The sequence below is a fragment of the Methylophaga sp. genome (genome assembly GCF_048266885.1).
GTDB lineage: Bacteria > Pseudomonadota > Gammaproteobacteria > Nitrosococcales > Methylophagaceae > Methylophaga.
The window spans coordinates 87,505-103,255 of record NZ_JBLWYR010000006.1 but is presented as its reverse complement, the minus strand read 5'-3'; the positions used below and the strand labels follow the sequence as shown (position 1 = coordinate 103,255).

General features: G+C 44.1%; 10 protein-coding genes. 6 read left to right on the top strand and 4 right to left on the bottom strand.

Annotation, left to right across the window (positions count from 1 at the left end):
- The first annotated feature begins 22 nt into the window (after positions 1 to 22).
- The 3 genes from purL to ACN0V2_RS04475 all read left to right on the top strand — a co-directional run bounded on the left by purL (position 23) and on the right by ACN0V2_RS04475 (position 6,735).
- The gene (gene purL, locus ACN0V2_RS04485; RefSeq protein ID WP_417549595.1) at positions 23 to 3,907 is read left to right on the top strand and encodes a phosphoribosylformylglycinamidine synthase; all 3,885 of its coding nucleotides are present in this window, start codon (positions 23 to 25) and stop codon (positions 3,905 to 3,907) included.
- A 77-nt stretch (positions 3,908 to 3,984) separates the two neighbouring features.
- Positions 3,985 to 6,153: a GGDEF domain-containing protein gene (locus ACN0V2_RS04480; RefSeq protein ID WP_417549594.1), complete on the top strand. Its 2,169-nt coding sequence runs from the start codon at positions 3,985 to 3,987 to the stop codon at positions 6,151 to 6,153.
- Positions 6,154 to 6,285: 132 nt separating this feature from the next.
- Positions 6,286 to 6,735: an RT0821/Lpp0805 family surface protein gene (locus ACN0V2_RS04475; RefSeq protein WP_417549593.1), complete on the top strand. Its 450-nt coding sequence runs from the start codon at positions 6,286 to 6,288 to the stop codon at positions 6,733 to 6,735.
- Positions 6,736 to 6,813: 78 nt separating this feature from the next.
- Here ACN0V2_RS04475 and ACN0V2_RS04470 read toward each other — a convergent pair whose 3' ends face one another.
- Positions 6,814 to 7,485 carry a hypothetical protein gene (locus tag ACN0V2_RS04470; protein ID WP_417549592.1) on the bottom strand — a complete coding sequence of 224 codons (672 nt, stop codon included), beginning with the start codon at positions 7,483 to 7,485 and terminating at the stop codon, positions 6,814 to 6,816.
- 140 nt (positions 7,486 to 7,625) lie between these two features.
- Here ACN0V2_RS04470 and ACN0V2_RS04465 point away from each other — a divergent pair, with 140 nt between their 5' ends.
- Complete coding sequence (locus ACN0V2_RS04465; RefSeq protein WP_417549591.1) at positions 7,626 to 8,264, top strand: LysE family translocator; 639 nt, start codon at positions 7,626 to 7,628, stop codon at positions 8,262 to 8,264.
- Between the two features lie 257 nt (positions 8,265 to 8,521).
- Entirely contained in the window at positions 8,522 to 10,093 is a 1,572-nt protein-coding gene (locus ACN0V2_RS04460) for a diguanylate cyclase (RefSeq protein WP_417549590.1), read from the top strand.
- A gap of 1 nt (position 10,094) precedes the next feature.
- Here the strand turns inward: ACN0V2_RS04460 and ACN0V2_RS04455 are convergent, their stop codons facing one another.
- From ACN0V2_RS04455 to ACN0V2_RS04445, 3 genes are all read right to left on the bottom strand, one after another.
- Positions 10,095 to 12,095 (bottom strand): hypothetical protein, encoded by a 2,001-nt coding sequence (locus ACN0V2_RS04455; protein WP_417549589.1) that lies wholly within the window; start codon positions 12,093 to 12,095, stop codon positions 10,095 to 10,097.
- 310 nt (positions 12,096 to 12,405) lie between these two features.
- The gene (locus ACN0V2_RS04450) at positions 12,406 to 13,647 is read right to left on the bottom strand and encodes an ATP-grasp domain-containing protein (protein WP_417549588.1); all 1,242 of its coding nucleotides are present in this window, start codon (positions 13,645 to 13,647) and stop codon (positions 12,406 to 12,408) included.
- A gap of 235 nt (positions 13,648 to 13,882) precedes the next feature.
- Entirely contained in the window at positions 13,883 to 15,094 is a 1,212-nt protein-coding gene (locus ACN0V2_RS04445) for a cyanate transporter (RefSeq protein ID WP_417549587.1), read from the bottom strand.
- A 116-nt stretch (positions 15,095 to 15,210) separates the two neighbouring features.
- Between ACN0V2_RS04445 and ACN0V2_RS04440 the strand changes: the two genes are divergently transcribed.
- Entirely contained in the window at positions 15,211 to 15,729 is a 519-nt protein-coding gene (locus ACN0V2_RS04440; protein ID WP_417549586.1) for a MarR family winged helix-turn-helix transcriptional regulator, read from the top strand.
- Positions 15,730 to 15,751: the final 22 nt, after the last annotated feature.

The following is a 15,751-nucleotide window of genomic DNA, read 5'->3' as shown; positions in this document are numbered from 1 at the left end:
TTTTCTCTGAATTGGGTTTCAAATGCTGCAATTGGTTGGCCGTCCGGCTTTCTCTGCTTTCCGAATTGAAAAATTGCTGCGCGCCATACGCGCTGAAGTAGCCTCAGTGAACGCGTTACGAAGTGAATACCACTATTTCGCTGAATTGGAAGGTGATGGTCAACTTGACCAAACGGCTCTCGCTACTTTGGGGGAAATGCTTGAAGCCGCTCCGGGCAGCAGCAAATTGCAGGATCAGGAAAACCTGTTTTTGATTACACCACGTCCCGGCACTATCTCGCCGTGGTCCAGTAAAGCGACTGACATTGTGCATAACAGTGGTTTGACCGATATCGTTCGGGTTGAGCGCGGTATTGCATTTTATGTCACCAGTAAATCTACGTTAACCAGCGAACAGCGTTCTGTTATTGCAGCGAAACTGCATGATCGCATGATCGAAAGTGTGTTTGATAATGAAGAAGATGCTGAACAATTGTTCATGCATACAGCTCCAAGACCATTATTATCTGTAGATATCCTTAACGGCGGACGTCAGGCATTGGTTGCAGCCAATCAAAACCTGGGTCTAGCCCTGGCTGATGATGAAATTGATTACCTGTTTGAAAATTTCACAACACTTAACCGCAACCCGAATGACATAGAACTGATGATGTTCGCTCAGGCCAACTCTGAGCATTGCCGTCATAAAATATTCAAGGCTGACTGGATCATTGATGGCAAAACGCAGGACCGCAGCCTGTTCGATATGATTCGTTATACCCACGAGCAACACCCTGAAGGCGTGGTAAAAGCCTATAACGATAACTCTTCGGTTATCGAAGGCCCGCGCAGTCATCGTTTTCAGGTCGATATGCAAGACAATCACTACTGCTACGAAGGCGAGCAGCAGCATATTCTGATGAAAGTGGAAACCCATAATCATCCAACTGCTATTTCACCTTTTCCCGGTGCAGCAACCGGTGCCGGCGGAGAGATTCGTGATGAGGGCGCTACAGGTCGTGGCTCCAAACCAAAAGCAGGGTTAACAGGCTTTTCGGTTTCCAATTTACAAATCCCGGGTTTTGAACAGCCTTGGGAGGCGGATTACGGCAAACCAGCCCGTATCGCATCTGCACTGCAAATCATGATTGACGGGCCATTAGGTGGCGCGGCATTTAATAACGAATTTGGTCGCCCAAATCTTTGTGGATATTTCCGTACCTATGAAGCCAAAGTCCCGTCGGATAATGGCTTTGAAGTACGTGGTTATCACAAACCCATTATGGTGGCAGGTGGCCTTGGCAGCATACGCCCGCAACATGTTGAAAAACACATTATGCAACCCGGCACCCAGCTAATTGTGCTTGGCGGCCCGGCAATGTTGATTGGTCTGGGCGGCGGCGCGGCTTCTTCAGTAGCTTCGGGAACCAGTGAAGAGGGACTGGATTTTGCTTCAGTACAGCGCGGTAATCCTGAAATGGAACGTCGTTGCCAGGAAGTTATTGATCGCTGTGTGGCGTTAAACGACAAAAACCCGATTGTCTCGATTCATGATGTTGGCGCGGGTGGTTTATCTAATGCGTTCCCTGAACTGGTTGCCGACAGTGGCCGTGGTGGCCGTTTTGAGCTGCGGGTCATTCCAAACGATGAACCGGGCATGTCACCGATGGAAATCTGGTGTAACGAGTCTCAGGAGCGTTATGTTCTTGGTGTGAATCCGGAAGATGTCGAGTTGTTTCAGGCGATTTGCGAACGTGAGCGCTGCCCATGGGCGATAGTTGGTGAAACCACTGAAGATCAGCACTTATTGCTGGGTGATGCGCAATTCGAAAATAACCCAATCGATATGCCGTTATCGCTGCTGTTGGGCAAACCACCCAAAATGCTGCGCGATGTTAAACATCACAGCAAACCAAAACCCGAGTTGGATCTGAGCGGTATTAACGTTAGCGATGCGTTGGAACGGGTATTAAAACTGCCAACAGTGGCCAGCAAAAACTTCCTGATCACCATCGGTGATCGCAGCATTACCGGTTTGGTTGCCCGCGATCAAATGGTTGGTCCATGGCAGGTGCCTGTTGCTGATTGTGCGGTCACACTGGCCGATCATCATGGTTTGCTGGGTGAAGCCATGTCGATGGGCGAGCGTACACCCTTAGCTGTTATCGATGCACCGGCATCAGGCCGTATGGCGATTGGTGAAGCCTTAACCAATATCGCAGCGGCTGATATCGATAAAATCAGTGATATTAAATTGTCAGCTAATTGGATGGCGGCTTGTGGTCATAGCGGCGAAGATGCGTTGTTGTATGACACTGTGAAAGCCGTTGGTATGGAGTTATGCCCGCAACTGGGCATTGCCATTCCGGTGGGTAAAGATTCGCTTTCGATGAAAACCGTCTGGGATGACAACGGTGAAACAAAAGCAGTGACTTCGCCTTTATCACTAATTATCAGTGCCTTTGCGCCAGTGACCGATGCCAGCAAAACATTAACGCCACAACTGCGTACTGATCTGGGTGAAACCCGTTTAATTTATCTGGATCTCGGTCATGGTCATAACCGTCTGGCAGCCTCGGCTCTGGCCCAGGTTTATAACCAGGTCGGACATCGTGGTCCAGATGTAGATGATGCACGTAACCTGAAAAACTTCTTTGCGGCCATGCAGCAATTGAAACAGGACGAACTGGTTCTGGCCTATCACGATCGCAGTGACGGTGGTCTTATCACTACTTTATGTGAAATGGCTTTTGCCGGACATTGCGGACTGAATATTAAGTTGAGTGGACTGGGCGAAGCCTTGCCAGTGCTGTTTAGCGAAGAGCTGGGTGCCGTCATCCAGATTAAGGCTGAACATCAGGATGCTGTACTTGAAGTTCTGCAGCAGTTTGATTTAAGCAAACACAGTCATCTAATTGGCGAAGTCTCAGCAGATCAAACGATTCAAATCAGCGTTAATGACGAACAAGTATTAAATCAGCGCCGTCAGGTATTACAAAAATTCTGGGCTGAAACCAGCTACCGTATGCAGGCTTTGCGGGATAACCCCGATTGCGCTGAGCAGGAGTTTGCTGCATTGGACGATGAGCAGGATCCTGGTTTACATGCGAACTTGAGTTTTGATTTGAAAGAGCAAGTTGCAGCACCATTTATTATCAGTGGACAGCGTCCAAAAATGGCGATTCTGCGTGAGCAGGGTGTTAATGGCCAGCTGGAAATGGCCGCCGCATTTGATCATGCCGGATTTACTTCCGTTGATGTACATATGAGTGACATTGTTGAAGGCCGGGTTTCGCTGGCCGATTTCAAAGGTCTGGTTGCCTGTGGCGGTTTCTCATATGGTGACGTATTGGGAGCAGGCCGTGGCTGGGCCAGTACCGTACTTCATAATGCGCGTGCACGAGATGAGTTTGCGGCATTTTTTGCTCGTGAAGACACCTTTTCGCTTGGCGTATGTAATGGCTGTCAAATGCTTTCACAGTTGAAATCACTGATTCCGGGTAGTGATCATTGGCCAAGCTTTAGCCGTAATCTTTCAGAACAGTTTGAGGCACGTTTCTCTCTGGTTGAGATCACCGAATCACCATCGATTCTGTTACAGGATATGGCCGGTTCAATCATGCCAATCGCTGTTGCTCATGGTGAAGGACGCATTGATTTCTCAGAGGGTGGCAGTATGAGTGATGCGCTGGTGGCAATGCGTTTTGTTGACCATTATGGACAGCCAACCGAGCGTTATCCATTTAATCCAAATGGTTCTGAAAATGGACACACCGGATTCACCACAACAGATGGCCGTGTAACGATTCTGATGCCACATCCTGAACGGGTGATTCGCAGTGTGCAACATTCATGGCATCCGGATGAATGGGGCAAAGATGCTCCTTGGCTACGAGTCTTCCATAATGCCCGACGTTGGGTGGGCTAATAAGAATGAATACCCCTTTGAATCTGCAAAGGGGTATTTTTTTATCTAGGAATGTAAAACATTTCGAAAAACTCGCCATGAGTGACTCAAGTATCCAAACGTTTTCTCATATTCGACGTGTAACTCGTCTGATGCTGATCATGCTTGTATGGTTTCAAACAGGCATTTTGTTTGCAGCAACATCTGAGCAAATAGATCTTAAAAATTGGGAATATCGTTGGGGTGACTCGACGATGGTGAATGGGCAACCGGAATGGACGTTACCCGACCAGAAAAACCATGCTGACTGGCAGACCATAGCTCAGCCGACCTATCCACCTGATCGTCAAGGTAGAGAAAATATCTGGTATCGCATCACGCTGCCGGATATGAGATTAATTGATCCAGTGGTGTTTATATCCAGCATTGATTTAATTGCCGAGGTGTATCTTGAGCAGCAGTTAATTTATCGTTTTGGTGAGTTTGATGCTGATGGAAAAGGCGATTATGCCGGTTGGCCTTGGCATATTATTGGATTGCCAGATGACTTCGCTGGGCAGACATTATATTTTCGGGTTTATTCTGATTACACTGATATTGGTTTATGGGGTGAAAAGAAACTGCTGGAACGTTCGAGTGCCATATTAAACATATTAAATAATTCACATGGCGATTTAGTTATTGCGGCGTTCTTTTTCTTTATAGCCTTGCTGGCATTTGCGTTTTCAGCGATGCGTGGTGATAACCGAGAATTCATTTATCTTGGATTATTTTCGCTAGTCAGTGCTGGAAATTTATTGGGCGAGAGTCAGGCCCTACAGTTATTAATTTATATGCCATTGGCTAAGACCTATCTGGCGGCCATCTCTTATTTTTCAATCCCGATCTTTATCGCCTTAATTTTGAATTATTGGTTAGTCAATCAAGGCGGCAAAGTCATGCTACGGCTAGCACAAATGCACATAATGTATGTATTGCTATGCCTAGTATTATCGTTGTCTGGTGTCTGGCATTTAGCCTATTTTTACCCGATTTTCGATATGTTATTTGTTATAACACTTCTCGTGATGCTGTGGTTTTGCATCCATCATTTTAAGCTGATGAATACTGAACAACACTTGGTGATGGGGGCGTTTGGTGTTTATGCCATATTTTTCCTAATCGATATGGTGGTTGCACACGGTTTGGTGCCTTGGATTAATTTCCCACTGGCTTATGGAGGATTAGTTTTTGCTCTAGTGTTGGTGGTTATTTCATTGAGACATTATCGGCAGACCCAACAGGCCTTAACCGAATTAAATGTGTTGCTGGAAAAGAGGGTGACGGAACGAACAGCTTCTTTACAAAATTATGTGCAATTGGAACAGCAGCGGGCGAATCAATTGGCATTGGTTAATGAATTTAGTTTACGGCTGGAATCCTTAATCAGCCGATTACAACGCAGCCAAAGTTTGCAGGACGCGGGCAATCTGATTTGTCAGGAATTAAATAAGGTCTTCGCCCCTATACCGCTGCGTACCTTCATGTTCAATGAATTTGCTGATTTATCACCCAATATGGTTTTGCAAGATAAATATCGAATTGAGGTTGATGATTTGCAGCTTGGTAGACAAACTTTTATTACCTTTGAGTTGTTAGATGTTTTATCGGAAACGCCAGAAACTCAGCAGGCGATTGAACAATTTATATTCCGAGCAATGGACAGGTTAAGTGTGACGTTGAGCGGCATCAAGCTGCGCGAAGATCTTCATATCATGTCATTTGAAGATGCATTAACCGGCTTAAAAAATCGTCGCTTTTTTGATGATGCCCTGCAACGTGAATTGCAGCTTGCTCAACGTCATCAGCAAACCATTTCGTTGTTAATTTGTGATATCGATCATTTCAAGCAATTTAACGATCGTTTTGGTCATGAGGCCGGCGATATGGCGTTGCGTATAGTGGCGTCATTGATGTTGGAGCATTTTCGTGAAACAGATATACCTTGTCGATATGGTGGCGAAGAGTTTGTGGTATTGATGCCTGCAGCCAACATTCAGGATGCTTTGGAGCGAGCAAAAACCTTATTGGAAAAAATTTCAGCTAAAACCATCATTTATCAAGATAAGGCGTTAGGCAGTTTAACCATCTCCATCGGTATTAGTAGTTGGGATGGTCGAGGTGAAATACCGGATTTGTTGTTATTAGATGCTGATAGAGCGTTGTATCGGGCAAAACAAAAAGGGCGTAACCGTGTTGAAATCTCTGCAAATATTGGCTCTGAATGATTTAGCGAGCCTGTCTTTATAAAGTGAAAGTTTATGTAAAGGTTTGCTTTGTATCCAAAAATCACGAATTTAATCAGTTAAAATAAAGTCATAAAGATTGTCATTGATAATAAATAATTATAAGGAGATCGGATGAAAAGCCTTTTAACAGTCTTGGTTGCAGCGATATTAACCACCAGTCTAGCTGGTTGTCAGATGAATAAACAAAATGTGGGGGCTGGTCTTGGCGGTGTCGCCGGTGGTGTGCTTGGTTCAAATGTGGGTGGTGGCACGGGCAGGACTGCCGCGATAATTGGCGGTACTATTTTAGGTGCAATGGTAGGCGGTCATATCGGTAGTGAAATGGATGAGTTAGATAGACGCCGCACTTATGAGACATTGGAAAGTACACCTACCGGCCGTTCGAACTCGTGGAATAACCCTGATACTGGTGCACAATATAGTGTTACGCCGACTCGTACCTATGAAACTAATAATCAACCATGTCGTGAGTATGAAATGGATGCTTATATTGATGGCCAACGTGAAGTAGTCAAAGGTACAGCTTGCCGTAATTCAAATGGTGAGTGGGTTAACCAATAAGTAAGGCTCTATTTCTCATATGAATAAAAAAACCGACGTCAGTCGGTTTTTTTATAGGTTGAACTCACATACAAAAGACTATTTCTGACAGAACGGTCCAAGTTGATAAAACCGATGGCACTTAAATTCAGCTTCACATTGAGACAGTTGGCTGGAAAACAGTTTGGCTCGTTCTCCAACTTGCCGTGCGATATGCATAACGTTTGGCTTATTTTGATAACTTCCCCGGCGGTAGCCAGTTTGCCCCTCATGGTAAGCCAGATAAAGGTGTGTGGGATTATCTAGGGCGATATTGACCATGTGTTGGGTACGTTGGTTATACCAACCGATGAAATCGGTTGCGTATCTCATATGTGTGCGTCTTGCCAGTGGACTAGCCTCATCAGCTAAATATTCCCGCCAAACTGGATTTTGGGCTTGAGCATATCCATAAGCAGATGAAGGGCGGTTCCATGGCAGTAAGCCCAATATGTTTTCTCCCACTGGCCGGATATGACTCTGAAAGCTAGATTCAAATTGAATAAAAGCCATTTGAGTGGCAATAGGTGTGCCCCATTTTTGTTCCGCAGCTTTTGCATAATCGTACCAACTCGGTTGCTGCTGAAAAATGTGGCAAATATTTTTTTGATTGGTGGGGGGAGGAGGTGTTAACGGCGAACAGCTAGTCATCAGTAACAACATCACTAGCGAGGCTATATTAAGGCAACGCCTGCGGGATAAAGCAGAAATGGTGTCAAGAAACTTGGTCATGATGTTATTTAATGAAGCCGTGATCCTAAAATGAATAGTCTTTATGGCAGATTAACAGAGCACTTATGGTTGATATTGAATGAATCAATGATAATTGAGACTATTTCTGAATATTTAATCTTTTATCAAAGTTTTTATAAATGGAATTAACGTTAACTCTGCCAACCCTTGTGGGATTATTTGTCAGTTTAGCGGTTCTCGCCGCCATCCCAAGTATCAGTGTGTTGGTAGTGTCATCCAGAGCCGCTACCTATGGTTTCATGCATGGTGCTGCGACAACATTTGGCATTGTGTTGGTTGATATTATATTTATCAGTATTGCTTTGTTAGGCATGGCACTGGTATTGCCATGGCTAGGAAAATGGGCGGTACTTATTCGTCTACTGGCAGCCGGATATTTATTTTGGTTAGCTTGGCGATTATGGTGTTTTTCTGACCAGAAAAAGTCTTCTTCCGAGGTCGAAGATTCAGCATCACTAACATCCAGTTTTTTATTAGGAGTCATGGTGACGTTGGCCGACCACAAAGCAATATTATTTTATATGGGTTTTTTTCCAGCTTGGATGGATTTAAGTCTGTTAACCCTGAGCGACACAGTGGTTATTTTTTTGCTGACGTTTTTGGCCATTGGTGGCGTAAAAATGAGTTATGCGTATTTGTCAGCCAAGTCGGCGAAGCGTTATTTTATTAGTAGAGCATCATATTTTAATAAATTTGTCGCAATGCTGAGCTCACTGGTGGCGTTAATGATGCTGCTGTCTTTATGGTGGAATCTATAAAAAACACTTTGTAGAGTTTAGATTTAAAAGTGTTTAGTGGGAATATTGTCTATCTTTTGTTATAAACGGTTAATGGGGCATTTCTATTTAACGATGTTGTCCCGAGTTTTTAACCGGGGGGAGCATGATAGATAGAGCATTTATAGCAAATTATCATGCGATAACGGTTTATCGCTGATGTTCTCTAATTTATAAACGTTATCATTCTCATGATGACCGGTTCAAAACCAGATTTACCGCTCCGTCGATATATTGATATGGCTATTATTAAATCGATGTTGTTGGTTGGCATTGCTTATTATTTAGCGGCCTTAATCGCAATTCACCAAACCATAACACCTGAAGGTATTGCCATTTTATGGCCACCAAATGCGATTTTACTGGCCGCTTTTTTAATTTATTCGTATCGCTATCTTCCATATATTGCTGTGGCAGGCTTTATTGCTGAATTAGTTGCCTCTGCACCTTCCTTTCCACTCTGGTCAGCAATTTGTTTTGCGCTAATTAATCTCTTTTCAGTGTCATTAGCAGCGTTTTTGATTCGACGCAAAAGTGGGCAGAATTTTAATTTTGATAGGTTAAAAAATGGTGCCTATTTTTTAGTGTTTGGCCCATTTTTATCGGCTTCTATGGCTGGCATGTTGGGTGGTGGAGTATATGTACTACTGGGTAGAACTGACACAAGTTATCTGAACTTATGGCAAATATGGTGGTTTGGTGATGCGCTGGCTATGCTGGTACTAACCCCGTTAATTGTAGTGTTAGCACGTTGGATGCAAGCGGGATTTCCTCACTTTAAATTATATTTTTTGCTAGAAGCTGTATTACTCTGGCTGGCAGTCATTATCATTGGTTATCAAAGCTTTAACGTTGAAAGCTATGAAAAAGCCTTTTTATTTTTCACCCCAATTTGGTTAGTGTTCCTTGGCATTATTGCCGCTATTCGTCTAGGCGTTGCCGGGGCCTCATCTACGGTTGCTTTAATAACCGTTTTTGCCTTAGAGCATTTACTCCTTGGTACCCATCCACTCATTGTAAATATGCCGCAAAATGCTGTACTGCTTACCCAGGAATACCTTGCCATTATTGCGATTGTTTCAATTGGTTTAGCATTATTAATTCAGGAAATTGCAGAACAGCGTGATGAGCTAAAACGTCATGAAAATGCACTAAAAGCACAGAATCAATTTCTTGAGGAGCGTGTCAATGAACGCACTTTGGCCCTAAAAGAAGTGAATCAAGCATTACAAAAAGCGAATGATCGGCTGGCCAAGAGTGCTGCTACTGATGAACTCACCGGTATTGCCAACCGCCGTCATTTTCTCAGTGAAGTTCAACGTGAATTACAGCGTCTACGATTAGACAATCAGACAGCTAGTGCCATTATGATTGATATAGATCACTTCAAGATGGTCAACGATAATTTGGGGCATGATGCGGGTGATAAAGTGCTACGTGAGATTGTTGAGCCTATCAACAATGCTATCCGACCCAGGGATTTATTTGGAAGGATGGGAGGCGAAGAATTTCTAATATTTCTATCTGGTGCCGATCACGATATAAGCAATGCCGTTGCTGAACGTATTCGTTCAGCCATTGAGTCGCTGAATGTTAGCTATCGTGAGCATGAGATCAACATAACAGTAAGTCTTGGTATTGCCCTGTGGGACGGCAACAGTGATTTAGATGAACTGTTTTATCAGGCTGATAAAGCACTATACCAAGCTAAAAACATGGGCCGTAACCGGGTTTTTAACTTCGCGAACCTTAATAATGAAAACAAATTATCCTCAAGCTCCAATCATGAAGATCATTTTGAACTGCCTTAATTTACCCATTAAGCTCAGGTAAGCGGCTGGCTCCCCAGCTACGGTGAATTCGATCAATAACCCGTTGCAATTCTTCTGAACTCACTAAAGCAAATTGACCGGGTTCAAGTGGATCGTAATGGAAAATATATAAACGTGAAGCAAACTCTTCAAAAGGTAATGAAGCCTCTCCAAAGCGTTCAGAATATCCCGATGTACTGACTTGAATATCATCGCCCCAATTCTGACCGCTATCATTATTTGGGTTATAAAAATAAACCCGCATCACATTATCTGGGTCCAGTGACACCCTCAAAATAGTAATGGCATGCCAGCCAACAAATCGCAGTGCGCTATCGGTTACCGCAATACCTGCCGGTTGAGGGTGAATCAAAGGCTGATTGTCATTGTAATAGGGGTGATAACTGGCGTAGAAATGCCTGAGAAATACTTCCAGCTGCATTAGTTTGCCTGATGCAACATCGACATTAATACTGAATCCGCGGCCACACCACCAGCCATGAAACTCCGGATTAACCCAGCGATGGGGATCGCCTTCACGATCTATACAGCAACGGCCCATTTCTGCATAAATCCGATCCAGATGCGGTACAAGGATTAGTGAAACTGGATCCAGATCCATTGGTAAATGACTGGCAAGACCCGAAAGGCTGTCTTGAGATGAAATGGCCTTGCCTTCAAAATGCATAATGATTTCATCATCACGCGCCGCCCACACCACCATCTGTAAAAGATAATCCGGATCGTTATAGGCCCACATTGACATTGCTCTGGCCGACTGACAGGTCGGGTTATTACCTTGGCCTATGCCTAACGGCTGTCCAAGCACACATAACACGCCTTCCAGTAATCGACTACTCGCACTTGGATTATCGCCAAATAACAAGTTCAAACGTTCTTCTGCTGCTGGAGATAAAGGCAGCGATAATTGTCGCCACAAAGAGGGCGCCATAGCAGGTTGATAAAGAATGCCACGCTCTAGCATTAATGAAAGACCGTAAACACCTTGTGCTGTTTCAGGATGAATGGCTTTGGCAATCAATGCCCGTACCAACTCGCTGAAACTTAGCAAACAATCTCGACCCGTGGAAGATAAGCCCAATGCCTCACTTAACAGATAATCGGTTTCTTCCGATAAATGTCTGAGTAAGACTGAATGATAGGGCGACACCAGACCTGTGTCATGCATGGCACGGGCAAAACCACTGGCCTCATATTGAAGGGCAGCATTGTCCATAGCCTGCAGTCTTTGCTGATAAATCTCGACTCCAGGATCCTCTCGACAGGCCTGTGTTGGACCATACAAACTACTGATCAGTCGATCAGCGCCCTGACCACTGTTGCCCATATCAATATCAGGATTCTGTCTGCAGATAGCGATTTGCGTCACCATCTGTTTAACACTATCGACTTGAATAGGTCGTTGCTGCAGGATTCGCCAGATTTCATCAATTAACTGGTCTATGACCTGCTCATAACCGATGCTTTCTGCCAGATGATGCAACAAGCCACGACTAATCTCAGCTAAACGACCCTGCAATTCCCGCTCTGCCTCATCGGCTGCTGAAAATAAACGTTTTAAATTAACGGCCAGTACCTGAGTTAGAAAACGATGTGCCTGTTCTACGGTAACTTCTGGATGAACATACTCTTGATTGACCACCGCCAAAAACCGTAACTCACTTAAGGTTTCAATTATCACGGTGTATACATCATTGCTGAGCAATGCCGGCGCACTTAGCGCCGGTATCAAGATCTGCGGTTTGGCATAATCTGAATTATCAAACGCACCCGCTTTTTCGATACGCTCAATGTGCTGTGAAATAATCTTGAAGCCACCATCGGCATGTAAAACCCGCTTGACGGTATCAAACAAGCGTCCAGCCTTGGTGGGCTTGCTAAAACTTGGTGCCTGTTCCAGCTGCTTAATGGCTCCATCCAGACGTTCAATCAACAAGGACTGATTCGGATCTGGATATTCAATGACATTGGATTCAATCAAACTTTTTACCTGCTTTTACTGTTTGTATGCTTAGGGCTTGTTTATCTTTCATATCCAACACTGCTGGAGGCTATTTTTTCGACCTACAAGGCGGAAATGATGCGATGTAGTTGTTCTACATAAGTCATTTCCAACGCCGTAGGGCGGAAAAATAGCCCCAGCCCTTCGGGTTGTGACTGAAAAAGCGCCACTCTACGTTGCTCGTCGCTTATTTAGAATAACTAAAAGGCGCTCCTCGTGCCTTGATTGACGCTTTTTCAGCTCACAACAGAGATGGAGATGAAAGATCAACAAGCCCTAGAGTAATTGACTAAATATAGAAATCCAAAGATTCCTGTTCTTTTAGTAAATCACGCATGACGACCGGATCATCGCCAAAGAAATATAACAATCCCCAATGAGTACCAAATGCGGTACGTTTGGTGACGGTTTCTTCCAATGGTGCAGTCAATTCATGAAAATCGAAATAGGGATGATCTTCGGTTTCCTGTGGAATTTCCAAACGACTGACCACCCGGCGACGAGGGTAAACCCCAAAACAACCTGCAACACCTTTAGCATCCACCACTTCTTTGGGGAAGAAACTGCTGATTTCTTCTTCCGTGGTTTTTGGATCGAAAGACAGTATCAAGGCGTGGTAAGCATTAAAACCATATGCCCGCTCTAGTAGTTCAAATACTTTAAAGCCGGGTGGGCGATAGGCCACTTCACCAAAGTACATTTCACCATCACTGGTGACAAAGTATTCCGGATGCACAAAGCCAAATTCAATATCAAACGTTTTAATCAGCTTTTCAATCTGTCTGGTTATTTCCGGACGATAGTGTTCGAGCTTGGGCGTGGCCGGTACAAACACTGAATAACCTAAGGTGACATATTCCGAAATATTCAGAAAACGAATTTTGCCATTATGGATCCAGGCTTCAACAGCAAATTCCCAGCCATCCAGATGCGATTCCATCAATACCGGAAACTCTTCATCGGGGATCATATCCACTTCATCAGGAGTCCGAATAACACGGTGACCAAGACAACCGGCTTTATCAAAGGCTTTCAGATGAATTGGATCATTGGGATCGCCATCCAGTTTGAGCAAGGTCTGATTGACACGTTTAAGGAAACGCACCACATCCGCCTTATCATGGGCTTCTTCGAAAATACCGACCCGAATGCCGCCCAGCTGAGCACGACGTTTCATCAATGCTTTATCGCGTAATAACAGCGATTGACCGAATAATCTGGGGTTATGCATTAATACCGAGTTAATTGCACCAGCCCATTCAACCGTTTCTTCAAATAATGGAATTGCCACATCCACACCGGCTTCCTGCAGTGTTTGGGCTATTTCCAGTGAACGATCATTGAGTCGTTCAAAATTCCATTTGATATAGGGAATGTTGTGCTCGGTGCAGTATTCTTCTGCCCAATCAGGCGCGACAACAACGTATTGCCGGTCAAATGATTCGGCAGCTTCAACAGCGTTCAGACTCCAGCCTAATAATGCAATGTAACCTTTATCGGGATTGAAGCTGCGTTTCGCTGATTCTGCCATAAATTATCACCTCTAAAATTTAATAAATAAAACAATACCTTACAACGTTGAAGGTAATATTGATAATTACCCCAACTGTATTTATGGATATTGAAAGACGTCATCGTCATGCAGGGTGCCATTGCCCATGCAAGATAAAATATGACTCCAGAGGTGACTGCTTAAGGTGTAATTGGTTTCATTTGCGCGGATATAACTAAGAATTGAACATGAATGCTTATTGGTATCTGACAAATCAGGAGCTGTTGTGTGAATAAATGGCGTTATAACGTTGCGGATTAAAAGCCGTTGCCATGATTAAGCCTACAATGCCTAACCCAGCCAGTAAAATCCAGGCAATACTGAAGCTTTCTGATGAATCACGGATCCAGCCTGCAATCCACGGGGCAATAGCGGCGATCATAGCTCCAACGCCTTGTACGAAGCCTGCGAGTTTACCAGCGATCATGGAGTCAGAATGATGGTCCATGGACACAATGATTGCCATTGGATAGATTCCTCCAATGCCTAATCCAGCTATTGCTGACCAAAGCCACAGGTTAATATCCGGCATGATAGCCATACCACCAAAACCGATGATTTGTAGCACACATAACACATAGAGAATCCATCTTCGGTCTATATTTTTCGCTGAAAGAGCAGGGAATACTAAACCGGCCACGACTTCCATCGCCGTTAACAAACCAAGCATCAGGCCAGCTTGTGTGGCAGTAAAACCTTGTTCAATGGCGTAGGGGGACAACCAGGCCAAAACACAGACATAACCACTAGAACCCAGCGAAAAAAAGATCGCCAGATACCAACTTCGTCTATTTCGCCACAATCCAGGAGTTGCAATAGTGTTTGATGTATCTGATTCAAGAAAACGTCTAGCATCAGGTTTAAAAATCATCCAGGCTATAAAGGCGAGGATAGCAAGCAGGCTCCAGCTACCCAACCCCATTTTCCAGCCGTATTTGGCTTCAATAAAGGGTGAAAGTGAGGCCGATATCGCTGCGCCAGCCATAATACCGGTGATATAAAGTCCCATTATTTTGGGGTGTTGTGCCCCATAGATACTCTTGATCACCATCGGCATCAATGCCTGGATCAACGCAATACCCAAACCGGCTAACAAAGCAGTGACAATCAAACTACTGGCGTCAAAGGCCCAAAGTCTTAAGCCAGCTGCTAAAACTAACATTAGAATCGAAAAAATTATGATTTGATTGAAGCCAAAGCGATGAGCCAATTTGTAACCAGCAAGACAAAACAGACCCATTGCAAAAACTGGCAATGTTGTGAGTAATGACGCAAGTTTAAAGCTTAATGCAATGTCCTGTTGTATGGCGGGAAGTAACGGTCCAACTGAAGCCAGAATGGGCCGTAAATTCATTGCAACCAATACTATGACAGCGGTTAGGATGATTTTCTGCAACGCAGAATATGTGTCAGTATTGGTAAACATATAGCCCCTTTTCTTTATAATCTGACAGGTGAAAGGTATTTATCTTGATGTAAAGATAGTTGCATATTAAAGTCAATTTTGTATGATGTAAAGAATCTTTATGTCGAGATAAATTTATGGCTAAGAAAATAGAAACTATGCAGTCAGATAGTGTCGATACAATAATCACGCAGTGGCGTAATGAAAATAGTGAAGCAGACTTATTACCAATGGCTATTTTGGGGCGATTGGCCAAACTCGACAAATATATCGATAACGATATTCTACATTGCCATGATCAACATGATTTACGCCAAGGGGAGTTTGATGTATTGGCTACCTTAAGACGCTCTGGTAAACCTTATAGCCTGACACCCTCTGAGTTATATCAAAGCATGATGCTGACATCCGGAGCGATGACCAGTCGGTTGGATCGGCTGGAAACTAAAGGGTTTATTCGACGCGAACATAGTAAATCTGATCGGCGGTCTGTTCAGGTCATTTTATCCGCAGAGGGAAAGGACAAAGTTGATGCGGTATTGCCAGCGCATATCAACACGCAGCATGATTTATTAAAGGGAGTGAACCGGCAAGATCGTGAAAAATTAGCTGAACTGCTTAAACGCTGGTTAATGCAGTTGGAGACAGCAAAATAATTCGCTGTCCCCGTGATTCATC